The organism is Bacillus sp. FSL W8-0848 (assembly GCF_038007805.1).
GTDB classification, from domain to species: domain Bacteria; phylum Bacillota; class Bacilli; order Bacillales; family Bacillaceae; genus Bacillus; species Bacillus glycinifermentans.
Window position 1 is genome coordinate 660,001 of sequence record NZ_JBBOYB010000001.1, and the last position, 20,378, is coordinate 680,378.

Here is a 20,378-nt window from a genome sequence, read left to right on the forward strand (position 1 = left end):
GCAGAGGATGAGCGTCTCATTGAGCATTTTATTGAGCGGCACAAAAGACCTGTGCCACGTGTCAAAGCCGGTTTGATCTGTTCCCGTTATCAAAGCGTTGCGCTTAACGATATCAGTGACGGACTTGCGAGCGAATTGAATGAAATTGCTGAAGCAAGCCGTGTTTCCATAGACATCTATCAAGATTTGATACCAAGATCTTCGGATTTACATAAGCTGCGTTCAGAATGGGAAGAGTGGGTCTTGTTCGGCGGCGAGGATTTTGAGCTTGTCGGTACGATTTCAAGCGATCAATGGGAGCGATTTGACCGGGAATGCACAAGCTGTGGAGTGCCCGTTTACAAAATCGGCGCAGTCAGCAGATCCGGGGAGGCAAACGTGTTCTATTATCGAGGGCAAGACCGCATTCTCCTTGAGAAAAAAGGCTATAATCATTTTAGACAAGACAGGTGACATAAAGTTGAAAACATTGGAATGGAAAACGACGGAACCCGAAGAGACAAAGAGCATCGCTAAGCTTACGGCGCGCTTTGTTCAGCCAGGGGATGTCATTACATTGGAGGGCGATCTCGGAGCCGGAAAAACGACTTTTACAAAAGGCTTTGCTGAAGGCCTCGGGATTCAGCGGGTTGTCAACAGTCCGACCTTTACGATCATAAAGGAATACCGGGAAGGTGCTCTTCCGCTGTTTCATATGGACGTTTACAGAATGGAAGATGAAACAGAAGACCTCGGTTTGGATGAATATTTTGAAGGGGAAGGGGTCTGCCTTGTCGAATGGGCCCATTTGATCGAAGAGCAGCTTCCCGAAGAACGCCTCGAGGTTGTCATCAAAAGACTCGGCGGAGATGAGCGGAAGCTCACTTTGACGCCAAAAGGCAATCGGTACGAAAAACTTTGCAGGGAGATAAGCGAACATGACGACACTAGCAATTGATACATCTAACCTGACGCTTGGCGTTGCGTTAGTCCGGGACGGAAAGGTAATTGCCGAGCACATATCACACCTGAAAAAAAATCATTCCGTCCGGGCGATGCCTGCGATTGATGAATTGCTTCAGGAGTGCGGCCTGGAGCCTTCTGATCTGAGCAAAATCGCAGTTGCGAAAGGGCCTGGATCTTATACCGGAGTGCGCATCGGCGTCACGATAGCCAAAACGCTGGCCTGGTCGTTGAACATTCCCGCGGCATCAGTTTCGAGCCTGGAAGTGTTAGCCGCCAACGGCCGTTTTTTCTCGGGCGTCATCTGTCCGTTGTTTGATGCAAGGCGTGGACAGGTTTATACAGGATTGTACCGCTATGACGACAATAACAGGCTGGAGACCCTGGAAGGCGATCAAAATATTCTGCTTGAAGATTGGCTGAAAAAGCTGAAAGACATTGAGCAGCAAGTGCTGTTTTTAGGAAATGATACAGATATTCATAAAGATATGATCGAAAAGATGCTCGGTAAGCAGGCGGTGATCGGAGGCGCTTCCCTTCACCTCCCCCGCCCTTCCGAATTGGCCTTGATCGGGGAGCGGAAAGAGCCGGAGCCAACGCACGGCCTTGTGCCAAACTATATCCGTTTGGCAGAAGCGGAAGCCAAATGGCTGGAAAAACAAAAATAGCGGGTGGAGCCATGAATACTCAAATGGTCATACGTGACATGAAATCAAATGATGTCGATCAAGTGTATGAAATCGAAAAACGCTCTTTTTCGTCCCCTTGGAAAAAAGAATCGTTCTATCATGAGCTCCATCACAATATGTATGCTCATTATCTCGTCCTCGAAGTAGAAGAGCAAATCATCGGATACTGCGGGATCTGGATTGTGCTGGATGATGCGCAGATTACGAACATTGCCGTTTTGCCTGAATATCGCGGGCGCCGTTACGGAGAAGAGATTTTAAAAGCCGCCATGAAACTGTGCCTGATGAAAAAAGCAGCTCAGCTTTCTTTAGAGGTGAGGGTGTCGAACCATATCGCCCAAAGCTTATATCGAAAACTCGGTTTTCAGCCGGGGGGAATTCGCAAAAATTATTATACTGATAACGGAGAAGATGCTTTATTAATGTGGGTGAGACTGAATGAATCATAAAAAAGATTTGTATGTATTGGGAATTGAGACAAGCTGTGATGAAACCGCTGCCGCCATCGTAAAAAACGGTAAAGACATTATAACAAACGTTGTAGCGTCGCAAATTGAAAGCCACAAACGTTTTGGAGGGGTCGTTCCGGAAATTGCGTCAAGACACCACGTAGAGCAGATGACGATCGTGCTTGAGGAAGCTTTTTCACAGTCAGGCATGTCTTTTGACGATATTGATGCAATTGCGGTAACTGAAGGCCCCGGGCTTGTCGGCGCATTGCTGATCGGCGTAAACGCAGCGAAAGCACTGAGTTTTGCCCGCAAGATTCCGCTTGTCGGCGTTCACCATATTGCAGGCCATATTTATGCCAACCGGCTTGTCCAAGAGCTTCGCTTTCCGGCGCTTGCTTTAGTCGTCTCAGGCGGGCACACGGAGCTTGTGTATATGAAGGAACACGGTTCATTTGAAGTGATCGGCGAAACGCTCGATGATGCGGCAGGAGAAGCATACGATAAAGTAGCCAGAACGATGGGACTGCCTTATCCGGGAGGGCCTCATATTGATAAGCTCGCGCAAAAAGGCGAAGCCAACGTACCATTGCCGCGGGCCTGGCTTGAAGAGGGCTCATATAACTTCAGCTTCAGCGGCCTTAAATCAGCGGTGATCAACACGCTTCACAATGCCTCGCAAAAAGGGGAAACGATATCGCCGGAGGACTTGTCCGCAAGTTTCCAGGAAAGCGTCATCGACGTGCTCGTAACGAAAACGAAGCGGGCTGCCAAGGCTTACGGAGTCAAACAGGTTATGCTTGCCGGAGGAGTTGCGGCAAACAAGGGGCTTAGAACGGCCCTTGAAGAGACATTTTCCGCATATCCGGACATCGAGCTGCTCATTCCGCCGCTTTCGCTTTGCACAGATAATGCGGCTATGATTGCAGCGGCAGGAACCGTCGCTTTCGAAAAAGGAATCAGGGGAAAATATGATATGAATGGCCAGCCCGGCTTGGAGCTGACATCTTACTAAAAACCTCACACACCGTGAGGTTTTTTTAGTTATTAACAGCTTGTTAACATATATCCACAGGCATGTTAATAATATTAAAAAACCTGTTATATAGAAGTTTTTTTACTTGTTAATAATGTGAATAAATATTATGTTTTTTGTGGATATTGTGGGTAAATCGCTTTCTTTCTTGTAAACAAAGGGTTTGTTTTGTGGATAAAAAAGCCGCTTCATCGATTGAAGCGGCTTTGATCTTTATTCTTCTGTAGAAAGTGCTTCCCATTCGGATAATAAGTGCTCAAGTTCGTTATTCAGGCGCTCGTTTTCGGAGTTGATCTCCTGAACCTTTTCGTGGTCTTGAAAGACGTCGGGTTCGCAGAGCAGCTCCTCATTTTGTTCAATTGTTTCTTCGATGGCCGTGATGCGCGTTTCGATTTCGTCTATGCGGCGCTGCCGCTGCCGCTCTTTTCTCTTCCATTCCTTTTCTTCTTCATAGCTCCGCTTTGTTTTGGCCTTATCTGCATCAGGTTTGCTTTGCTCGTCTGTATTTTGCTTTTCCAGTGCTTTAAGCTCAAGCTGCTGGGCCTTTTTTTCCGTATAATAATCGTAGTCTCCTAAATATTCTTCCACTTTCTCAGGTGAAAGCTCGAATACTTTTGTTGCAATGCGGTTGATAAAATAGCGGTCATGGGACACGAACAAAATCGTTCCCGGATAATCGATCAAAGCATTTTCCAATATTTCTTTGCTGTCCAAGTCAAGATGGTTTGTCGGCTCGTCAAGAATGAGAAAATTGGCTTTTTGAAGCATCAGCTTCGCGAGCGCGAGCCGTGCTTTTTCGCCGCCGCTCAGGGCGTGAACAGGCTTTAAGACATCGTCTCCGGAAAACAGGAAATTCCCGAGGCATGTTCTGATATCTTTCTCATTCATCTCGGGGTAGTCGTCCCAAAGCTCGTCAAGCACGCGCTTGGACGAATGGAGTTCAGCCTGCTCCTGGTCGTAATAGCCGATCGAGACGTGTGAACCGGTTGATATCGTGCCTGTAAGGGGTTTAAGCTTTTGAATCAGCGTTTTTAAAAGGGTTGATTTGCCTACTCCGTTAGGGCCGACAAGGGCCACGCTTTCACCGCGCGAAATTTGAAAATAGAGCGAGCGGAGGAGCGGAGGCTGATCTTGGTAGCTGACCGTCAAATCCTGAACGCGCAGGACGTCGTTTCCGCTTTGCCGGGCAATGTCAAAACGGAAGGAGGCCGATTTTTCGTCGCCGAGCGGTTTATCCATGACGTCCATCCGTTCAAGCTGTTTGCGCCTGCTTTGTGCGCGTTTTGTCGTTGAAGCCCTCGCCAGGTTTCGGTCGACGAAGTCCTGGAGTTTGGCGATTTCATCCTGCTGCTTTTCATACAGTTTCATTTCTTTTTCAAGCTGTTCAGCTTTTAATTTCAGATAATCGCTGTAGTTTCCGATGTATTTTTTGCTCCTGGAGCGGGATATTTCGTACACCTGGGTGACAACCTTATCAAGAAAGTACCTGTCATGGGAGACGATGAGTATCGCTCCGCTGTAGTTTTGCAAATATTGCTCAAGCCAGGTAAGCGTATCGATGTCAAGGTGGTTCGTCGGTTCATCGAGAATGAGCAGGTCAGGTTTGGCCAGTAGCATTTTTCCGAGAGCGAGCCTCGTTTTTTGTCCTCCGCTTAAATCCTGGACGCGCGCGGTGTCGCCGTATCCGGCAAATCCGAGACCATGGATCACGGATCTGACGTCGGCTTCATATTGGTAGCCGCCCTTATCTTTAAATTCCTGCTGCAGTCTGTCGTACGTTTTCATTAACGATTCAAGCTTGTCGGGTGCAGCATGCGCCATCTGCTCTTCGACTGAGCGCATCTCTTTTTCCATCGCTTTCAGATGATCGAATACAGTCAGCAATTCTTCTTTTATTGAAAGCTTTGAATCGAGTCCCGAATGCTGATCAAGGTAGCCGATTGTTAAATCCTTCGGCTTGATGATGTCCCCTTTTTCATAAGAAAGCCTGCCGGCGATAATTTTCAAAAAAGTCGATTTTCCGGCTCCGTTGCGCCCGACGATCGCAATCCGGTCCCGGGATCTGACTTCCAGCTTTATATTCGTTAAAATGGAATCGGCTCCAAACGATTTTGAGAGCTGATTGACTTGTAAAATCATCATGATTTATTTCACCTCTTGTTTGCTATTTTTAGTGTAGCCTATCAGATAGCAGTCAGCAAACAATTAAGCGGAGTCTGGAAGATTTTAACCAAAAGGAAAAGACAGATTGAAAAAAATAGTGTATGATCTTTAGTAAGGAGAGTTTTATAATGATGAACCAATTTACGCATTTTAACGAACAAGGCAGAGCCAAGATGGTTGATATAAGCGAAAAGGAAGCTTCAGTGCGAACTGCTGTAGCTTTCTCAAGCGTGTCTATGAAAAGAGACGTGCATGAAAAAATCAAAAACCAGGAGATGGGGAAAGGCGATGTGCTGGCTGTGGCTCAGGTGGCAGGAATCATGGCGGCAAAACAAACGTCCGACATCATCCCGATGTGCCATCCGATCGCTCTGAAGGGAGTCGACATCGCCTTTCGATGGGAAGAAAAAGACCAGAACAGCATCCTGCATATTCAGTCAACCGTCAAGACAAAAGGGAGCACAGGTGTGGAAATGGAAGCGTTAACGTCAGTTTCCGTATGTGCGCTGACCGTCTATGACATGTGCAAGGCTGCGGATAAGGGAATGGTGATAGGACCGACCTATCTCGCTGAAAAAACAGGCGGGAAAAGCGGTGACTATAAAAGGGAAAAAGCTGATGTAAACATGGAGGATCGTTTATGAACTTGGATCATTCAAAAATTCCGCAAGCGACAGCTAAGCGGCTGCCGCTATACTATCGTTTTTTAAAAAACCTTCATGCATCCGGAAAGCAGCGTGTTTCATCCGCTGAATTGAGCGATGCCGTAAAAGTCGATTCTGCCACGATTCGGAGGGACTTTTCATATTTCGGTGCACTCGGCAAAAAAGGCTACGGCTATAATGTGAATTATTTGCTGTCCTTTTTCAGAAAGACGCTCGACCAGGATGAAATGACAAACGTAACGCTTATCGGCGTAGGAAATTTAGGGACAGCCTTTCTCCATTACAACTTCATTAAAAACAACAATACGAAAATCTCAATGGCTTTCGATATCAATGAAAGCAAAATCGGAAAAGAAGTCGGAGGCGTTCCCGTTTACGATTTAAATGACCTTGAAAAGCATTTGACAAACGATATTCCCGTCGCGATTTTGACGGTCCCGGCCCAGGCCGCCCAACCTATTACGGACAGGCTTGTTGCGCTCGGTATTAAAGGCATTCTCAATTTTACGCCGGCCCGTTTGAATGTGCCGGAACACATTCGAATTCATCATATAGATTTAGCGGTTGAACTTCAGTCATTGGTATATTTTCTGAAGCATTATTCAATGACAGAAGAAAAATGACGGAAAGGGGGAGGCTTTTACATGCCGACAATCGGTCCTGGAAGCTTTATTTTAATCGTTATCTTGGCGATTCTGATTTTCGGTCCGCAAAAACTTCCTGAACTGGGAAAGGCAGCAGGCAAGACGCTAAGGGAGTTTAAAAACGCAACAAGAGGTCTGGCAGACGACGAAAGCGAAAAAAAGAAAGAAGATCAGTAGGATGGGATGACATTGATGAAGGGAAGAGAAATGTCGCTTCTGGAACATATTATTGAACTGCGAAGACGGCTCGTGTTCATTGCCTTCTTTTTTGCCGTTTTTGTCATGGCGGGCTTCTTTTTGGCTAAGCCGATCATTCTTTATTTGCAGCAGACCGATGAAGCGAAACTGCTGACGCTGAACGCGTTTAAACTGACCGATCCGCTCTTGGTATACATGCAGTTCGCTGTCATTATCGGCGCTGTGATGACCTCGCCGCTTGTCTTGTACCAGCTGTGGGCTTTTATCAGCCCGGGGCTGTATGAAAAAGAACGCAAAGTGACGCTAAGCTATATTCCTGTATCGATCATACTTTTTTTAGGCGGCATTGCTTTTTCTTATTTTATTTTATTTCCGTTTGTCGTTGAATTTATGACGAATCTTTCCGATGATCTTAAGGTGAATCAAGTCATCGGGATTTATGAGTATTTTCAGTTTTTAATACAGCTGACGCTTCCTTTCGGCTTATTGTTTCAGATGCCTGTGATCATTATGTTCATTACAAGGCTCGGTTTGGTGACGCCCATGATGTTGGCTAAGATCAGGAAGTATGCATACTTCTTTTTGTTCGTCATCGCGGCGTTCATCACGCCTCCTGATATGTTGTCCGATTTTATGGTGGCAGCGCCTCTTTTGATCCTGTATGAAATCAGCATCATCATTTCGAGAATTTCCTACAGGAAAGCGCAGAAAGCCGTCATTCAGGAAGCCAATCAGGCATTTTTAAAATAAAGGGCCATCTCTTTTTGAGAGAATGGCTCTTTTTCTTTATTTTTTCCGCTTTGAAAGGGCGAACATTTTGAAGGAAATGCTGATGTTATAGGCGGCGAACAGCATCAGGAGAATGGTGTAGAACGACCACATATTCCCCGGAGAGGTCGCTGCCAGATACGTAAACAGCACGCCCGTCAAAAAATACATCACGCCCCAAAACACCGGGCTTCTCATCATAAAAATCCTCCGATAATCAGCTGCACTTTTTCAACCCGTTCCAAATAGTCCTGAATCTGGCCCTGAAACGTCTGCATGATCACGACAAACGTATTCATGGCGACATGGGCAAAGATCGGCACGATAATCCGGTTTGTCCTGACGTACAAAAAAGCGAATGTGAAGCCCATTGCCGCATAGATTAAAAAGTGTGAGAAATCTATGTGGACAACCGAGAAAAGGACGGAGCTGAACAGAGCAGCGATAAAGAAATTCGTTTTTTCATATATAGCTCCGAAAATGATCTTTCTGAAAATGATTTCTTCCAGAATGGGGCCGAACACAGAAGAGACGATGACCATGAGCGGCAATGCCTGAATCAATTTCATGATCATTTGCGTATTTTCCGACTCGGGATTGGCCCCGAATAGCGTCATTTCAATCATGGCAGCAATTGACTGAGCAAAAAGCGCGAGAAAAACGCCGCCGACCGCCCAGGCTACCGATGCCCCAATCGATGCTTTCGGCCTGTTTCGAAGCGTTGTTTTCGGCACTGTCCTTAAAATCAGCAGCACGATGACGAGACAGAGCAAAAAGGCAATGACTGACCATACGCTTGTCAGCGTCAGCTTTGCTTGAACGGGAGTCTGTCCTTTTCCTACGCCGAGCAGGTAAAGCAGAGGCACGCCGACGATGGACGACAATTGCATGAGGACGTATGTCAAAATAATAAACCAGTATTGTTTTCTCAAGCCGTATGTACTCCTTTTCTAGAATCTAAAGCAGACTACATTTATTGTAACACACTCTTATTAAATTATCGGATGGGAAAGGGAAACGGAAACTTGCAAGCGCAAAAATTTTTAGACTTATCACTTGAAATTGCCAGGGAGATTCTTTATTATAAGAATTGTGTTAGCACTCAATGAGTGCGAGTGCTAAAATTACATATGAAAATATTGAGGAGGTTGTTTCATTGTTAAAGCCATTAGGTGATCGCGTTGTCATTGAGCTCGTTGAGTCTGAAGAAAAAACTGCTAGCGGAATCGTACTTCCTGACTCCGCAAAAGAAAAACCCCAAGAGGGTAAAGTAGTTGCTGCCGGTTCAGGCCGTGTATTAGAGAGCGGAGAACGCGTGGCATTAGAAGTAAAAACAGGCGACCGCATCATCTTCTCAAAATATGCCGGTACTGAAGTGAAATATGAAGGTACTGACTACTTAATCCTGCGTGAAAGCGACATTTTAGCTGTTATCGGCTAAGTCTTAAATAAAATCTTTATATAATCCTGAGGAGGTTCGAATCACATGGCAAAAGATATTAAGTTTAGCGAAGAAGCCCGCCGTTCCATGCTGCGCGGTGTAGATGCATTGGCGGATGCTGTAAAGGTAACGTTGGGACCTAAAGGACGCAACGTCGTTCTTGAGAAAAAATTCGGTTCTCCGCTTATCACAAACGACGGTGTAACCATCGCGAAAGAAATCGAGCTTGAAGATGCGTTCGAAAACATGGGTGCAAAGCTTGTTGCTGAAGTGGCCAGCAAAACGAACGATGTTGCCGGTGACGGTACGACAACGGCGACTGTTCTTGCTCAAGCGATGATCCGCGAAGGCCTTAAAAACGTAACAGCCGGAGCTAATCCCGTGGGCGTCCGTAAAGGAATCGAGCAGGCTGTTGCAGTAGCGATTGAAAACCTGAAAGAAATCTCTAAACCGATCGAAGGCAAAGAGTCTATCGCACAAGTTGCTGCCATCTCTGCTGCTGACGAAGAAGTCGGAAGCCTGATCGCTGAAGCGATGGAACGCGTTGGCAACGACGGTGTCATCACAATTGAAGAATCCAAAGGATTCACAACTGAACTTGAAGTTGTTGAAGGTATGCAGTTCGACCGCGGCTATGCGTCTCCTTACATGGTGACTGACTCCGATAAGATGGAAGCGGTTCTTGAGAACCCGTACATCCTGGTCACTGACAAAAAAATCACAAACATTCAAGAAATCCTTCCGGTTCTTGAGCAAGTCGTTCAGCAAGGCAAACCATTGCTTCTCATCGCTGAAGACGTTGAAGGCGAAGCTCTTGCAACGCTTGTTGTCAACAAGCTCCGCGGAACATTCAATGCAGTGGCTGTTAAAGCTCCTGGATTCGGCGACCGCCGCAAAGCGATGCTTGAAGACATCTCTATCCTGACAGGTGCTGAAGTGATCACAGAAGATTTAGGTCTTGACCTTAAATCAGCTCAAATCGGCCAATTGGGACGCGCTTCTAAAGTCGTCGTTACGAAAGAAAACACGACGATCGTTGAAGGCGCCGGAGATACAGAGCAAATCGCGGCTCGTGTCAACCAAATCCGCGCTCAAGTTGAAGAAACAACTTCTGAATTCGATAAAGAAAAATTACAAGAGCGCCTTGCGAAACTTGCAGGCGGCGTAGCTGTCATCAAAGTCGGCGCTGCGACTGAGACAGAACTGAAAGAACGCAAACTTCGCATCGAAGACGCCCTCAACTCTACTCGTGCTGCGGTAGAAGAAGGAATTGTATCTGGCGGAGGTACAGCTCTTGTCAACGTATACAATAAAGTAGCTGAAATCAACGCAGAAGGCGACGAATTGACTGGTGTGAACATCGTTCTTCGCGCTCTTGAAGAGCCAATCCGTCAAATCGCGCACAATGCCGGCCTTGAAGGATCTGTCATCGTTGAACGCCTGAAAGGCGAAAAAGTCGGAATCGGCTACAACGCTGCAACAGGCGAATGGGTCAACATGATCGAAAAAGGTATCGTAGACCCTACAAAAGTTACACGCTCAGCTCTGCAAAACGCTGCATCAGTAGCGGCAATGTTCCTGACTACTGAAGCAGTCGTTGCCGACAAGCCTGAAGAAAACAAAGGCGGCGGCATGCCTGACATGGGTGGAATGGGCGGAATGGGCGGCATGATGTAATAGGCTTTTAAAAGCTTATTATATCAAGGTTTCCCTATCTCTTGTGGAGTTTTTGCCCACATTTTGCCCACAGTTGACAGATTAAAGTAAGCTTCTCATGAGTTCGCTGAACTTGTGGGAAGCTTCTTTCTTTTTTGGCTTAGTGATATGCAAATAGATATTTTTGGTTGTATCATCATCAGTGTGTCCCAAACGATCCATAATTTGTTCCAGGCTAACCCCTGCTTCAGCCAGCAGAGAGGTATGAGTGTGTCTTAATGAATGTGGGGTTAGTGATGGATTTAAATTGGCAATTTTAAGCAATCTTTTCATACGTATTTCAATTAACTTCACATAAGCCGGATACCCTGCATTTACTTCATCCAATTGAGCAAAAACAAACCCTTCATTATGATACGTCTTACGGTATTTCATTTGCACTTCTTTTTGAGCCTTTCTAAGCTTATCAAGCTCGATCAGGACATCTTCCGTAACATCTATCACGCGTTTAGATTTTTTTGTTTTTGGAGTGAGTAATTCGTATTCTTTTATGGCATTGCGTGGATTGTAATACGTTTTTGTAATGCTTATAGTTTGTTCTTCAAAGTCGATGTCGCTCCATTTTAGAGCACAAAGTTCTCCAGCTCTCATGCCTGTATAGGCAAGCGTAAAGAATATTGGATAGTCACGAATATCCATTTGATGATCCGGGATAATAGAGAGAAAATGTGCAAGTTCTTCTTTCTCTAAATATTTTGGTAATTCTTTTTCTCGCTCTAATTCCTCAACGGTTTTTTGAACTTTCGGGACAATCGCATATTCGGTCGGATCGGTTTTGATCACTTCAAGTTCAATCGCACGTTTAAAGATCATTCTCCCGGTTCGGTGGGCACCGTCGATTGTATTTTCTGCATATCCTCTTGCTTTTAAGTCATTAAGTGCCTCTTGATATTGCTTGCGTGTTATATCTTTCATCTTCAAATACTGAAAATAGTCCATCAAACGACTGATTTCGTGCTTACGAACCCTTATCGTACTTACCTTTACCTTCCCAGTGTTTTCGTACCAGATCAGCCATTCTTTCGCGAACTCTTCGAATGTAATTTCTTTCTCTTCAATATAGGTTCCTTGCAGTAGCTCATATTGGATTCGTTTAGCTTCCTCTTCGGCTTCTGCCTTTGTTCTAAAACCTCCAACTTCCTTTTGTTTACGCTTACCAGTAGTCGGATCAACAATATCATACCGATAGTACCACTTTGCGCCACAGGTGCACCGTTTCTTTTTGCACTTGCAGCCTCGACGCCTAAATGATCCTTTCATTGTTTATCACCCTTTACAACTTTTGTGTGAATTGTATCGCTTGTCCGATGACTCTGGCTGGGTTGTCCGGGGTGATAATAAAAGGGCTGTAATTCGGATTATCCGGCATCAAAATTACCATATCTCCTTGACGCTTAATTCTTTTCAGGGTAGCTTCTGTGTCGCCGTTAACAAGCACGGCAGCTATTGCCCCATTTTCTACTTCCGGTTGTTCACGTACTAATACATATGACCCGTCAGGAATCGTTGGTTCCATGCTTGTCCCTTTTGCCTTTAGATAAAATAGATTACCACTTGGTAGTTGATCGGGAGACTCGTATATATATTCAGTTACATTTTCTTCGGCTAATATCGGTTCACCGCATGCAATTGTTCCGAGTACAGGAACGGGAACTGTTTGTGGTGCTAAAGGAGTAAGATTGGATGGTGCTTCTTCTGTCAATTGAGTACGAGTAATTCCGAAATAATCAGCCATTAATTGAATTTTGTCTGGTCTGGGATATGTTTTCCCTTTAACCCAGTTAGATACGGTCATCTCTGGAATATTTAAATCTCGAGCCATCATAGTTTGTGATATTCCCTTACGTTTTAATTGTTTTTTTAAATTGTTTGCCATGATTTCCTTTAGTTTTTGAATATCAATCATTTTAATTCCTCCTTGTTTTCTTCCTTATTATAGTACCTAAAAACGGTAAGTATGTAAAGGATCAAACTACTTTTTTTCGGTAAAAATAATGTTAAAAGGTATTGACAGTAACTTTTAAAGGTAGTATATTGAGAGCATAGAATAATGAAAGGAGTTGAAAGTGTTGATTAAAATAACTTTAGCTGCAGCTAGGGTCAATGCAGGCCTAAGCCAAGCGCAAGCTGCTAAAGAGATTGGCATAACACCAAAAACTCTTCGGAATTATGAGAAAGGTATTACCGCTATACCTGGATACCGACTTAAGAAAGCCGCAGAAGTTTATGACTTGCCAGAGGACATAATCAAATTACCTATTGTAAATGATGGGGCATATGATGAAGAAGAAAAAAATTTACAGCTAACTACCGTTTAAAGGTACAATCGTATGAAAGGAGATTTGAATACAATGCAAATAATTGATCAATTGCCGCCAATACTTACTGTTAAGCAAGTAGCAGAGTTAATGGGATGGCATCCCAATACTGTTTATCAACGTTGCACTTCTGGTGATTTGCCAAGTTTTAAAAGTGGTAACAGCAGGCGGATACGTCGAGAAGCATACTTGGAATGGATTAAAAAAATGGAAGCCAAAAACTAAAATTTTTTAGGAGGTTAATAGAGTGAGACGAATTCAATTAACAGATGGAATGCCTTCGAACATTACAAAAAATGAACTAAAACAAGAAACACTTGAACTTTTAAAGGCAGTCATTAAGGAATGCTCTAAAAGTGGTTTAAGTTATGTTGAAATTAATAAAGCTCTGCACCTTGCAGATGAAGAGCTTTATAAAAGTGTTATTTTCGGCCAGATACCTTCTACCGAAAGAGAAACAAAAGATGGTATTTCTCAAGAAAAACTTGAATGGATGAAAAAAGCAGGTATTAAAGCGTTTGAAAAGCCGATGAAGTTCTATTCAGCATTTCATGAGAATCTTTTTTCAGAGGACTATATAAAAAATACCCCGCTTGAAGAAATCAAAGCAGGGTATGAGAGTATGCAAGTGCCTAGATAAAAGGAATTAAACCTTTAATCTTACTTAGGTAGTCTAATACATCATTAAGACCGTTTTTGAATCTGTTTTCCATATAAATAATTCCGGCATCTGTAAACCAAACTTGACTAACCACATTGTCAGTATACAGGCAATCGACAAGTCTTGAACGTTTAAGTTCTCTGCAAGTCTCGTCTACATCAACAAAAGACCATTGAGGAACCAGTGTTTCATAGATTTGTTTTGAGCTTCCTAACAATTTAGCTTGTGCTTTAGGGCTACCATCTTGTAAGTCCTGACAATATTTTTTGTAAAGAATACAAATTAAAGCATCAGCATCTTTAGTTAGAGATACTTCCAAATTAATTTCACCTCCCTTCAAAAATATTTTATCAGAAGGGGAGCAAAATAAAACTTTTTAGGAGGTCACATAGATGGAAAATCAATTAGTCTTCATTAAAGAAAATATCGCTGTCACAGACAGCCTAACCATTGCGGAGATGTTTGGGAAGGAACATAAAAATGTATTGAGAGATATTGAAACTCAAATGGAATATGCAGGTGAAGAATTTAATGAGCTCAATTTTGAGCGCAACTCTTATAAGGATTCTTTAAACCGTCTCAAACCAAAATACGACCTAACCGAAGAAGCATTCACACTGGTTGTGTTCGGTTACAACACGAAAGAAGCTGTTCAAACCAAAATAAAATTCATTCAAGAATTTAAGAGGATGAAAGAATACATCCAGAACCAGCAGCAGCCAAAAGCGATGAACGCAAAAGAGAGCATCATTGCCAATATGAAACTAACCATCCAGCTCAACGAAGATGTTGGAGAAATGAAAGAGGACATAAAGCAACTTCGGCATGATCTGGATAAAAAATTAACGCTCGATTACTCTCAGCAGCAAGCTATGAGGAACGCAGTGAACAAACGTGTGCATAAGCTCTGGAATGAAAATAAGGTCGACAAAACTTTCTATGAAACGACCAGAAGAGTTTATGCAGCATTATGGAAGAACCTAAAAGATGCGTACAGAGTCAATGCCTATCCGAACATTCTGCAAAAAGACTTTGAAGAAGCGATGAGCTTCATTGAAGGATGGAGACCGATTTTTAATGGAAGTCAATCAGCGTAGAAGGAGAGAGAAAATCAATGGATAAGCATCAAATGTATTCTGTTGCACTTTCAGGAGCAATTTTTGAAGTCTTTAATGAAGAATCAGAGCACTTTATAGAAGAGTTAACGGACGTGGATTTGACCGAGTTTTTCACGGCGGCCAACACAGCTTTACTGATGATTTTTAACGAATTAACCGGCGAAAAGAAGAACGCAATTGAATTTACGCATGTTCTTAACGGACTAGCTGTGCAGAAAGCGATTAAAAACGTAAAGGAGAGAAAAGAAAATGAAGCCTTATAGATTGGAAATGCAAAAAGTAAAAATCAAATCAGTTGAATATGAAGAAGCTTTGGAGAATACAGCAAAAGACCTCATTAAACAACTCAAATCATTTTGTCAGACATATGGAGACTTACTACATTGTTTAGATCAATTTAGATATAAGCCAAAGACCGAACAAGTAATTGCCGAGTATGCTAAAAAACTTGTTAAACAAGAGATCAATAGCATCCCATTAGAAAGGAGCTTGTGAAATGAACAAACAAAATAAGTCAACCCCTGCGGCAACAGAGGTTGAAAATCAAGTTTGTATAAAACTGATCATAAAAGATACACGACTAAAAGATATTGATGAGTACATTAAAGAGTTAACATCTGATTTTATTGAAAATTTTGGTTTCGAGCCTTCAGAACTTTTTCTGGCAGCGGAAGGCAACTCTCTAAGTATCCGAATGTATCTAAATTGAATTTGAAAATCTTCTTAGTGGTTTTGATTCTTAAGATATTTCGCTTTGCTTTCACATCTGCTTTATTATTTGTTCGAAACAAAATATAACCTCGTACTGAGGAGTGAGCAGGAATATCAATAATTGGATTTAAAAGTTTGTTCTCTAAATCGTACACTGTCATTTTAGAAGTTGCTGATACGAATTGCATACCGTTTTCTTCTTTTATACCTGTATCAGTCGTTATTTTATATTGTTTACCTGTTCTACTGTAAGAATTAAAAATTAATTTGTCGTTCAAAGTAAATTCAACAATAGAGATTGGAGTCTCACTTTTATTGGCAATAACTACATCAAAAACTATTCGGTAATCATCTTGCCAATATACATCTGGAATATTTAAGTCTTCTCTATCGGGTTTAAATAGTTTTACAGAGCGAGGAAACATTTGTTCACATGTTAAATTCGGTCTCTTAGCTAAATAATTTAAGAAGGTAATAAAACATGTAACAGATGCTGTTAAACAAGTAGCAATAGATAGCCAAATAGTAATGTTAATGTCCATAATATTTCACCTCCTATTATCTTGATAGGGACATTATACCAAAAAAGGAGGAGCAATCATGTTTTTAGTTGGCCATGTATGGCTACATAACCAAATTCATGTCGTAATCAGTGAATCTGTCCATACGCATAATCAGGCTTTGAACGGGTTAATGCAGCAGGGCGGTTCCATCATTCAGAATGAATGCAAAAACAATGCTCTCGGCTCTGTGATCGTGAACGGGAAAAGATCAGTTTGGCCTTTGACCAAGTCAGAAGGGCGTGTAATTGGAGGTAAACAACATGGCTAAGTATCGTCACGTTCATACTGAGTTTTGGCAAGACCCAAAAGTTCTTGAAGAGATGACACCGGAAGATAGGTACTTTTATCTTTACCTACTTACAAACCCTAATACATCTCAAATAGGCATTTATTCAATTACAAAAAAACAAATGGCTTTTGATTTAGGGTATTCCATTGAATCAATTAACAGCCTTATGGAAAGATTTTTAAAACATCATAAACTAGTGGAATTTAATCCTACGACACGCGAAATTGCAATTATCAAATGGGGGAAATACAACCTGACAAAAGCGGGTAAACCGATGCTCGATTGCATTCAAAAGGAGCTGCGGCAAGTCAAGGACAGATCATTGATTCAATTGATTTATCCTCACATTCCAAATGAATCTATAAAACAACTATTCTTACGATACGTTAACGATACGTCGACGACAAGTGACCAAAAAGAAAAAGAAAAAGAAAAAGAAAAAGAAAATAATATATTGTCGGGCAAGCCCGACGACGCATCTTCTGAAAAAGATGAAATTCCTTACAAACTGATCATTGACCTTTTAAACAAAGTCGCTGGAACAAAGTACCGTCATACTACAACAAAAACCAGGTCTTTAATTAAGGCGCGCTGGAATGAAGGCAATCGATTTGACGACTTTAAACATGTCATTTTAGTTAAATGGGAAGAATGGCGCGGTTCTGATATGGACAAGTATCTAAGGCCTGAAACGCTGTTTGGCACTAAATTTGAAAATTATCTTAACCAAAAGCCAAAAGGAGGTAGACCTCATGACAGAAACCTTCACCAAAGATCGGGCGGCAAGAGTCAAGGCCGAGTTATCACGGAGGATGACATTCCATACTGATGAGAATGGAAAGCCTGTCTATTGCCGCAAGCATACAAGGCTCATTGGAGGAGAAGAGAAGCCTTACCCGGTTCAACTGATGAAACTGCGAGACGGCTCAATAAAATGTCCTATGTGTGAAAGAGAACAGCGAAATAAGGAAATCGAGCGTGAAGCCGAGATATGGCGCCGCCAGGTGGAACGGCAGATTTTATCGACTTACTCCCTAATTGCCGACCCTACTCTTAAAAAAGCAACATTCGAAACGTTCCGCAGCTACAACCAAGAGGACGAGCAGAATAAACGCAGGATGATGGAGCTTGTCAGCCGAATCAAGGCAGGCGCTGTGATGAACATCTTTTTGACAGGAGAGTCTAACGCCGGAAAAAGTCATCTTGCAATGGCCGCCCTTAAAGAACTGAACAAAAATGATTCCGAAGAGTACGCGAAGTCAGCCCTCTTTGTTAACAGTGATGCCCTCATGAGGCGAATTAAAAACTCATTTAAAGATGACTCCGAAAAGTTGACAGAGGCTTTTGCAATCGAGCTGCTGACAAGGGTTGATTATCTCGTAATCGATGACCTGGGCGCCGAAGTAGGGGACACGGACAACGAAAACAGAGCCGCAAATGATTTTATTCATCGTGTATGGTATGGGGTTTCTACTGGCCGTCAAGGAAAAGTAACGATCATCACGACCAATCTTTCAGGTGTGGCTTTAACCAAACTCTATGACAAGAAAACCGTTAGCCGTTTGACAGCACATCTTGAAGCGATTCAGTTTTTAGAAAAACAAAAAGAGAAAAAGGGGCGGAAAGCTCCGGCTCTAACCTTTTAGGAGGTGAAAATAAGTGAAGGATACTAACTTGAAAACGATCATGCCGGGCGTGTGGGGGCATGTGGCAACCGATAAAACACCGGAGGAACTCAAGCAAGGATTAAAGGAAATTGAACAAAAACTAGAAAATTGGCTGGCCTATTGGTCAAATGTACGGAGGGAGAACGCATGAAACATGGTAAGCGACCTACACGCGCGCAGAAGCAAATCATCAAAAAGAACGGTTTAAACCCTGAGAATTGGCTGGTATCAAAGAATCTGCAGCATGAACAAAGATTAGTAGTTGTTCACCGTCATACCGGTACCGTGCGGGAGTGTTGGGCGTGAAAAAGACTGCCCGCGCTGATCGTTTAGAAATTGCTCTGGATAACTTGAATTATGAATGGTCATATGTCCAGCTTTGTAAATTGATAGATTACTGGTATGACGGCAAATCGTTATATGACGCTGCCGATCTTCTGAGAAGAAAACCGGACGAGCTTTTGATTCTGATTGTGGACCTTGCAAAAAGAAGGATTCTCCCTCATAGGCCTTACGGTATAAGCGCGAATCCGAGAATATGGATTAGTCCGCAAATGATGAAAACGAAAAAGAACGGAGTAAGACAGCTATTCTGTGAAAGTCCTGTTTATATCCCGTTCCTTGAAAATAATTTTATTTGGTATGATCAGGAGCTTTATAGGTTTAGAGATTTGTGGGATCGGGGTCAGTCCATTATCAAAATAGCAAAATCCTTTAAAAGAGAAATAGAAGAATTATTATTCCTCGTCATTGATCAGGGGAACAAGGGAATAATTCAGCCGCGAAATGGGGGGCTTTTAGGTGAGGAAGCATCAGAACAAGATAAAAGACGGTTCAAAATTATCGTTTGAAAAAGCATCCTTACAGCAGCTTTTAGTCATTATCAGGTTTGAACATTGTCCAAAGCGTTACAAAAATGCCGCTTTGAAAAATCTTTTAAAGAGGTGAAATCTGCATGACAGAACAAGAGCGTATGGAAAAAATCGAATGGATCAATTTGATCGAAAGGTACGGAAAGGAATCGCTTAAACAGAAGAGCGATGAGGAAATTGAAAAGCTTTATAATCTGGCTATGCTCAGGCAAACAGATGATGTGTTTGCATAAAAAAACCAGAGCATAAAAAGCCCCGGAAATAAAACCTGAACACTTTTATTTTAACACGGGGGTGCGGCTGGTGAACAGTCCTAAAAAGATCGACGTCAATCAAGAATTATCAAGGAAAATTGAAGACGGGAAGGTCACTGTCATCGTTTTAGATGGATTGAACGGAACGGCATATGAAGCAGAGGCCCCGGAACACGGCAGAACGATCATCGAAACGTTTAAAGGTGCTTTTTCCCGAATTAATCTTGAATCATCACACAAATTCAATTAATTTGCAGGGGCTTTCCCCTGCGGGGGAGGAACGGAATGTTTAAAGCGAAGTCAATCACCTTTAATTCTGAAACTTATATGCTTGGTCAAAAATATAAGCCGCCAGGCTTCACAAAGATGGCGACTGTCACAAACATCGTGGATAATCGGAATGCCTTTTTACATAACGATGGCGGTTTTGAGGTCCGCTTTGATTCAGGGGATTTCTTACGGATTTATTCAAACGATGTTGTCATCCATTGGGAACAGACGGGGGGTGAGAAGGGATGAATGACCCGAATGTTTTTTTGAACCCGTGCGCCATATGTAAGACGGCGGAAGCTGATTGTCCGTCCGAAATTTTTTGCCCTTTCTGTGGAATCCAAGATGTTGCGATAGATTCGGATGATTTTAAAAAAATAGAAGAGGCGATGAAAGAATGACACTCTTACAATCTTCATTACTTCATACAATCAAGGCTCAGCGGGATAACATGATGACCATTGACGAGCTGGCTGAGAAGTACGAACTTCACCCGGATTACGTGAAATCGATCATAGAGCGAACTGAAGGGCTGGCGATTAAGGGCAACGTGGCCTATGCTCAGAAACAATCTTCTCTGCTGCCGATACTTGGGGTTGCCGTACTGTTCTTTGTTATTGTGATCTTGCCGATGCTTGCAAATTAAAATTTGTAGGCGCGATGGGCGCCTGGCGGACGGAAATAGAATAATGTCCTAAATGGAATACCTGCGGACACTGAACTTACAGCTTTTACGCTGTTTGTTTGGTGTCTGTTTTTTTATTTGTCCCGGCTGCGGTCTAGCGAAAGGAGAAATAGACATGAAACCCACCAAAAGAAAACGCCCTGAAAAAACGCAGGAGCGCTCTGAGCGCTTTTGGAGAGAGATTATGGGGCAAAACAAGCAGATTCTTAAACGAGGCAAAGGCGGCGCTTATAAGCGCAAATAAAAGGAGGAATTAATC

General features: G+C 42.9%; 36 protein-coding genes (1 of these 36 running past the window's edge). 29 read left to right on the top strand and 7 right to left on the bottom strand.

The features are described 5' to 3' along the window. The 5 genes in view from thiL to tsaD are tightly spaced (at most 11 nt apart) and all read left to right on the top strand, a layout consistent with a single transcriptional unit that may run on beyond the window. A protein-coding gene (gene thiL / locus NSQ39_RS03415) for a thiamine-phosphate kinase (RefSeq protein WP_046132033.1) crosses the window boundary here: on the top strand, positions 1-453 show its 3' end. It extends 531 nt beyond the left edge of the window; the window shows 453 of its 984 coding nt (coding positions 532-984); the start codon falls outside the window, past its left edge; it ends in the stop codon at positions 451-453. Positions 454-460: 7 nt separating this feature from the next. Further along, positions 461-937, top strand: coding sequence for a tRNA (adenosine(37)-N6)-threonylcarbamoyltransferase complex ATPase subunit type 1 TsaE (tsaE, locus tag NSQ39_RS03420; RefSeq protein WP_046132032.1), 477 nt, complete (start codon positions 461-463; stop codon positions 935-937). Continuing rightward, positions 918-1,610: a tRNA (adenosine(37)-N6)-threonylcarbamoyltransferase complex dimerization subunit type 1 TsaB gene (tsaB, locus tag NSQ39_RS03425; RefSeq protein WP_175075835.1), complete on the top strand. Its 693-nt coding sequence runs from the start codon at positions 918-920 to the stop codon at positions 1,608-1,610. The genes tsaE and tsaB overlap by 20 nt, the downstream gene beginning before the upstream one ends. A gap of 11 nt (positions 1,611-1,621) precedes the next feature. Then, positions 1,622-2,080 carry a ribosomal protein S18-alanine N-acetyltransferase gene (rimI, locus tag NSQ39_RS03430; protein WP_175075836.1) on the top strand — a complete coding sequence of 153 codons (459 nt, stop codon included), beginning with the start codon at positions 1,622-1,624 and terminating at the stop codon, positions 2,078-2,080. Next, positions 2,070-3,095, top strand: coding sequence for a tRNA (adenosine(37)-N6)-threonylcarbamoyltransferase complex transferase subunit TsaD (gene tsaD / locus NSQ39_RS03435; protein WP_046132030.1), 1,026 nt, complete (start codon positions 2,070-2,072; stop codon positions 3,093-3,095). The genes rimI and tsaD overlap by 11 nt, the downstream gene beginning before the upstream one ends. Positions 3,096-3,329: 234 nt before the next feature. Here the strand turns inward: tsaD and NSQ39_RS03440 are convergent, their stop codons facing one another. After that, on the bottom strand, positions 3,330-5,258 hold the full coding sequence (locus tag NSQ39_RS03440) for an ABC-F family ATP-binding cassette domain-containing protein (RefSeq protein ID WP_046132029.1): 1,929 nt from the start codon (positions 5,256-5,258) through the stop codon (positions 3,330-3,332). Between the two features lie 152 nt (positions 5,259-5,410). On the opposite strand from NSQ39_RS03440, the gene moaC reads away from it, so the two are divergent. The 4 genes from moaC to tatC are packed head-to-tail and all read left to right on the top strand — an operon-like array spanning position 5,411 to position 7,536. After that, positions 5,411-5,923, top strand: coding sequence for a cyclic pyranopterin monophosphate synthase MoaC (moaC, locus tag NSQ39_RS03445; protein ID WP_046132144.1), 513 nt, complete (start codon positions 5,411-5,413; stop codon positions 5,921-5,923). Continuing rightward, positions 5,920-6,567, top strand: coding sequence for a redox-sensing transcriptional repressor Rex (locus tag NSQ39_RS03450; protein ID WP_046132028.1), 648 nt, complete (start codon positions 5,920-5,922; stop codon positions 6,565-6,567). Before moaC ends, NSQ39_RS03450 begins: the two co-directional genes overlap by 4 nt. A gap of 21 nt (positions 6,568-6,588) precedes the next feature. Then, a complete protein-coding gene (locus tag NSQ39_RS03455; protein ID WP_046132027.1) occupies positions 6,589-6,765 on the top strand; it encodes a twin-arginine translocase TatA/TatE family subunit in 177 nt (58 codons plus the stop codon). Positions 6,766-6,771: 6 nt separating this feature from the next. Continuing rightward, the gene (gene tatC / locus NSQ39_RS03460) at positions 6,772-7,536 is read left to right on the top strand and encodes a twin-arginine translocase subunit TatC (RefSeq protein ID WP_099047017.1); all 765 of its coding nucleotides are present in this window, start codon (positions 6,772-6,774) and stop codon (positions 7,534-7,536) included. Between the two features lie 36 nt (positions 7,537-7,572). Here tatC and NSQ39_RS03465 read toward each other — a convergent pair whose 3' ends face one another. Then, complete coding sequence (locus tag NSQ39_RS03465; RefSeq protein WP_046132142.1) at positions 7,573-7,752, bottom strand: YdiK family protein; 180 nt, start codon at positions 7,750-7,752, stop codon at positions 7,573-7,575. Continuing rightward, positions 7,752-8,486, bottom strand: a complete 735-nt coding sequence (locus NSQ39_RS03470) for a CPBP family intramembrane glutamic endopeptidase (RefSeq protein WP_175075837.1) — start codon at positions 8,484-8,486, stop codon at positions 7,752-7,754. The genes NSQ39_RS03465 and NSQ39_RS03470 overlap by 1 nt, the downstream gene beginning before the upstream one ends. A 224-nt stretch (positions 8,487-8,710) precedes the next feature. Between NSQ39_RS03470 and groES the strand changes: the two genes are divergently transcribed. Beyond that, entirely contained in the window at positions 8,711-8,995 is a 285-nt protein-coding gene (gene groES / locus NSQ39_RS03475) for a co-chaperone GroES (protein ID WP_003179248.1), read from the top strand. Between the two features lie 45 nt (positions 8,996-9,040). Next, positions 9,041-10,672 (top strand): chaperonin GroEL, encoded by a 1,632-nt coding sequence (groL, locus tag NSQ39_RS03480; RefSeq protein ID WP_175075838.1) that lies wholly within the window; start codon positions 9,041-9,043, stop codon positions 10,670-10,672. Positions 10,673-10,753: 81 nt separating this feature from the next. On the opposite strand, the gene NSQ39_RS03485 is transcribed toward groL, so the two are convergent. After that, on the bottom strand, positions 10,754-11,971 hold the full coding sequence (locus tag NSQ39_RS03485; protein ID WP_043054091.1) for a site-specific integrase: 1,218 nt from the start codon (positions 11,969-11,971) through the stop codon (positions 10,754-10,756). A 13-nt stretch (positions 11,972-11,984) separates the two neighbouring features. Then, positions 11,985-12,617: a LexA family protein gene (locus tag NSQ39_RS03490; protein WP_043054092.1), complete on the bottom strand. Its 633-nt coding sequence runs from the start codon at positions 12,615-12,617 to the stop codon at positions 11,985-11,987. 163 nt (positions 12,618-12,780) lie between these two features. On the opposite strand from NSQ39_RS03490, the gene NSQ39_RS03495 reads away from it, so the two are divergent. From NSQ39_RS03495 to NSQ39_RS03505, 3 genes are read left to right on the top strand one after another with little or no spacing between them, the layout of a single operon-like run. Continuing rightward, positions 12,781-13,029: a helix-turn-helix domain-containing protein gene (locus NSQ39_RS03495; RefSeq protein WP_043054093.1), complete on the top strand. Its 249-nt coding sequence runs from the start codon at positions 12,781-12,783 to the stop codon at positions 13,027-13,029. Positions 13,030-13,062: 33 nt separating this feature from the next. Then, positions 13,063-13,254 (top strand): helix-turn-helix domain-containing protein, encoded by a 192-nt coding sequence (locus tag NSQ39_RS03500; protein WP_326290319.1) that lies wholly within the window; start codon positions 13,063-13,065, stop codon positions 13,252-13,254. A 22-nt stretch (positions 13,255-13,276) separates the two neighbouring features. Next, positions 13,277-13,669, top strand: coding sequence for a hypothetical protein (locus tag NSQ39_RS03505; RefSeq protein ID WP_341014188.1), 393 nt, complete (start codon positions 13,277-13,279; stop codon positions 13,667-13,669). Here NSQ39_RS03505 and NSQ39_RS03510 read toward each other — a convergent pair. After that, positions 13,662-14,009 (bottom strand): hypothetical protein, encoded by a 348-nt coding sequence (locus tag NSQ39_RS03510; RefSeq protein WP_341014192.1) that lies wholly within the window; start codon positions 14,007-14,009, stop codon positions 13,662-13,664. The two genes, NSQ39_RS03505 and NSQ39_RS03510, sit on opposite strands and share 8 nt — an antisense overlap. 73 nt (positions 14,010-14,082) lie before the next feature. Between NSQ39_RS03510 and NSQ39_RS03515 the strand changes: the two genes are divergently transcribed. The 3 genes from NSQ39_RS03515 to NSQ39_RS03525 are packed head-to-tail and all read left to right on the top strand — an operon-like array spanning position 14,083 to position 15,303. After that, complete coding sequence (locus NSQ39_RS03515) at positions 14,083-14,787, top strand: Rha family transcriptional regulator (RefSeq protein ID WP_326290315.1); 705 nt, start codon at positions 14,083-14,085, stop codon at positions 14,785-14,787. Positions 14,788-14,804: 17 nt separating this feature from the next. After that, positions 14,805-15,071: a hypothetical protein gene (locus tag NSQ39_RS03520; RefSeq protein ID WP_145653541.1), complete on the top strand. Its 267-nt coding sequence runs from the start codon at positions 14,805-14,807 to the stop codon at positions 15,069-15,071. Then, positions 15,058-15,303: a hypothetical protein gene (locus NSQ39_RS03525; protein WP_301207873.1), complete on the top strand. Its 246-nt coding sequence runs from the start codon at positions 15,058-15,060 to the stop codon at positions 15,301-15,303. Before NSQ39_RS03520 ends, NSQ39_RS03525 begins: the two co-directional genes overlap by 14 nt. A gap of 128 nt (positions 15,304-15,431) precedes the next feature. On the opposite strand, the gene NSQ39_RS03530 is transcribed toward NSQ39_RS03525, so the two are convergent. After that, on the bottom strand, positions 15,432-16,061 hold the full coding sequence (locus NSQ39_RS03530; RefSeq protein WP_268372340.1) for a hypothetical protein: 630 nt from the start codon (positions 16,059-16,061) through the stop codon (positions 15,432-15,434). A gap of 58 nt (positions 16,062-16,119) precedes the next feature. Here NSQ39_RS03530 and NSQ39_RS03535 point away from each other — a divergent pair, with 58 nt between their 5' ends. The 12 genes from NSQ39_RS03535 to NSQ39_RS03585 all read left to right on the top strand — a co-directional run bounded on the left by NSQ39_RS03535 (position 16,120) and on the right by NSQ39_RS03585 (position 20,363). Further along, on the top strand, positions 16,120-16,350 hold the full coding sequence (locus tag NSQ39_RS03535) for a hypothetical protein (protein ID WP_301207874.1): 231 nt from the start codon (positions 16,120-16,122) through the stop codon (positions 16,348-16,350). After that, positions 16,343-17,200 carry a conserved phage C-terminal domain-containing protein gene (locus NSQ39_RS03540; protein WP_043054099.1) on the top strand — a complete coding sequence of 286 codons (858 nt, stop codon included), beginning with the start codon at positions 16,343-16,345 and terminating at the stop codon, positions 17,198-17,200. Before NSQ39_RS03535 ends, NSQ39_RS03540 begins: the two co-directional genes overlap by 8 nt. After that, positions 17,184-18,017 carry an ATP-binding protein gene (locus NSQ39_RS03545; protein WP_043054100.1) on the top strand — a complete coding sequence of 278 codons (834 nt, stop codon included), beginning with the start codon at positions 17,184-17,186 and terminating at the stop codon, positions 18,015-18,017. The genes NSQ39_RS03540 and NSQ39_RS03545 overlap by 17 nt, the downstream gene beginning before the upstream one ends. Positions 18,018-18,030: 13 nt before the next feature. Beyond that, complete coding sequence (locus tag NSQ39_RS03550; RefSeq protein ID WP_017474697.1) at positions 18,031-18,189, top strand: hypothetical protein; 159 nt, start codon at positions 18,031-18,033, stop codon at positions 18,187-18,189. Continuing rightward, positions 18,186-18,344, top strand: a complete 159-nt coding sequence (locus tag NSQ39_RS23035; protein WP_017474696.1) for a DUF6906 family protein — start codon at positions 18,186-18,188, stop codon at positions 18,342-18,344. The genes NSQ39_RS03550 and NSQ39_RS23035 overlap by 4 nt, the downstream gene beginning before the upstream one ends. Next, positions 18,341-18,889 carry a hypothetical protein gene (locus tag NSQ39_RS03555; RefSeq protein ID WP_017474695.1) on the top strand — a complete coding sequence of 183 codons (549 nt, stop codon included), beginning with the start codon at positions 18,341-18,343 and terminating at the stop codon, positions 18,887-18,889. Before NSQ39_RS23035 ends, NSQ39_RS03555 begins: the two co-directional genes overlap by 4 nt. A gap of 104 nt (positions 18,890-18,993) precedes the next feature. Further along, on the top strand, positions 18,994-19,143 hold the full coding sequence (locus NSQ39_RS03560; protein ID WP_017474694.1) for a BH0509 family protein: 150 nt from the start codon (positions 18,994-18,996) through the stop codon (positions 19,141-19,143). A gap of 70 nt (positions 19,144-19,213) precedes the next feature. Further along, positions 19,214-19,414 (top strand): XtrA/YqaO family protein, encoded by a 201-nt coding sequence (locus NSQ39_RS03565; RefSeq protein WP_017474644.1) that lies wholly within the window; start codon positions 19,214-19,216, stop codon positions 19,412-19,414. Positions 19,415-19,449: 35 nt separating this feature from the next. Then, positions 19,450-19,683 (top strand): hypothetical protein, encoded by a 234-nt coding sequence (locus tag NSQ39_RS03570; protein ID WP_017474645.1) that lies wholly within the window; start codon positions 19,450-19,452, stop codon positions 19,681-19,683. Continuing rightward, positions 19,680-19,835 (top strand): hypothetical protein, encoded by a 156-nt coding sequence (locus tag NSQ39_RS03575; RefSeq protein ID WP_180949359.1) that lies wholly within the window; start codon positions 19,680-19,682, stop codon positions 19,833-19,835. The genes NSQ39_RS03570 and NSQ39_RS03575 overlap by 4 nt, the downstream gene beginning before the upstream one ends. Positions 19,836-19,888: 53 nt before the next feature. Beyond that, a complete protein-coding gene (locus tag NSQ39_RS03580) occupies positions 19,889-20,080 on the top strand; it encodes a hypothetical protein (protein WP_257983778.1) in 192 nt (63 codons plus the stop codon). 154 nt (positions 20,081-20,234) lie between these two features. Next, positions 20,235-20,363, top strand: a complete 129-nt coding sequence (locus tag NSQ39_RS03585) for a hypothetical protein (protein ID WP_257419530.1) — start codon at positions 20,235-20,237, stop codon at positions 20,361-20,363. The last annotated feature ends 15 nt before the right edge of the window (positions 20,364-20,378 follow it).

Bases quoted from the DNA above. Each gene is read 5' to 3' on its own strand.
- NSQ39_RS03450 (WP_046132028.1), top strand. From the start codon at position 5,920: ATGAACTTGGATCATTCAAAAATTCCGCAAGCGACAGCTAAGCGGCTG.
- tsaD (WP_046132030.1), top strand. From the start codon at position 2,070: ATGAATCATAAAAAAGATTTGTATGTATTGGGAATTGAGACAAGCTGT.
- NSQ39_RS03570 (WP_017474645.1), top strand. From the start codon at position 19,450: ATGTTTAAAGCGAAGTCAATCACCTTTAATTCTGAAACTTATATGCTT.
- NSQ39_RS03540 (WP_043054099.1), top strand. From the start codon at position 16,343: ATGGCTAAGTATCGTCACGTTCATACTGAGTTTTGGCAAGACCCAAAA.
- NSQ39_RS23035 (WP_017474696.1), top strand. From the start codon at position 18,186: ATGAAACATGGTAAGCGACCTACACGCGCGCAGAAGCAAATCATCAAA.
- tsaB (WP_175075835.1), top strand. From the start codon at position 918: ATGACGACACTAGCAATTGATACATCTAACCTGACGCTTGGCGTTGCG.
- NSQ39_RS03525 (WP_301207873.1), top strand. From the start codon at position 15,058: ATGAAGCCTTATAGATTGGAAATGCAAAAAGTAAAAATCAAATCAGTT.
- NSQ39_RS03580 (WP_257983778.1), top strand. From the start codon at position 19,889: ATGACCATTGACGAGCTGGCTGAGAAGTACGAACTTCACCCGGATTAC.
- NSQ39_RS03455 (WP_046132027.1), top strand. From the start codon at position 6,589: ATGCCGACAATCGGTCCTGGAAGCTTTATTTTAATCGTTATCTTGGCG.
- NSQ39_RS03520 (WP_145653541.1), top strand. From the start codon at position 14,805: ATGGATAAGCATCAAATGTATTCTGTTGCACTTTCAGGAGCAATTTTT.
- NSQ39_RS03465 (WP_046132142.1), bottom strand. From the start codon at position 7,752: ATGAGAAGCCCGGTGTTTTGGGGCGTGATGTATTTTTTGACGGGCGTG.
- moaC (WP_046132144.1), top strand. From the start codon at position 5,411: ATGAACCAATTTACGCATTTTAACGAACAAGGCAGAGCCAAGATGGTT.
- NSQ39_RS03530 (WP_268372340.1), bottom strand. From the start codon at position 16,061: ATGGACATTAACATTACTATTTGGCTATCTATTGCTACTTGTTTAACA.
- NSQ39_RS03560 (WP_017474694.1), top strand. From the start codon at position 18,994: ATGACAGAACAAGAGCGTATGGAAAAAATCGAATGGATCAATTTGATC.
- NSQ39_RS03440 (WP_046132029.1), bottom strand. From the start codon at position 5,258: ATGATGATTTTACAAGTCAATCAGCTCTCAAAATCGTTTGGAGCCGAT.
- NSQ39_RS03575 (WP_180949359.1), top strand. From the start codon at position 19,680: ATGAATGACCCGAATGTTTTTTTGAACCCGTGCGCCATATGTAAGACG.
- NSQ39_RS03515 (WP_326290315.1), top strand. From the start codon at position 14,083: ATGGAAAATCAATTAGTCTTCATTAAAGAAAATATCGCTGTCACAGAC.
- rimI (WP_175075836.1), top strand. From the start codon at position 1,622: ATGAATACTCAAATGGTCATACGTGACATGAAATCAAATGATGTCGAT.
- tatC (WP_099047017.1), top strand. From the start codon at position 6,772: ATGACATTGATGAAGGGAAGAGAAATGTCGCTTCTGGAACATATTATT.
- groL (WP_175075838.1), top strand. From the start codon at position 9,041: ATGGCAAAAGATATTAAGTTTAGCGAAGAAGCCCGCCGTTCCATGCTG.
- NSQ39_RS03490 (WP_043054092.1), bottom strand. From the start codon at position 12,617: ATGATTGATATTCAAAAACTAAAGGAAATCATGGCAAACAATTTAAAA.
- NSQ39_RS03585 (WP_257419530.1), top strand. From the start codon at position 20,235: ATGAAACCCACCAAAAGAAAACGCCCTGAAAAAACGCAGGAGCGCTCT.
- NSQ39_RS03545 (WP_043054100.1), top strand. From the start codon at position 17,184: ATGACATTCCATACTGATGAGAATGGAAAGCCTGTCTATTGCCGCAAG.
- NSQ39_RS03485 (WP_043054091.1), bottom strand. From the start codon at position 11,971: ATGAAAGGATCATTTAGGCGTCGAGGCTGCAAGTGCAAAAAGAAACGG.
- NSQ39_RS03535 (WP_301207874.1), top strand. From the start codon at position 16,120: ATGTTTTTAGTTGGCCATGTATGGCTACATAACCAAATTCATGTCGTA.
- NSQ39_RS03500 (WP_326290319.1), top strand. From the start codon at position 13,063: ATGCAAATAATTGATCAATTGCCGCCAATACTTACTGTTAAGCAAGTA.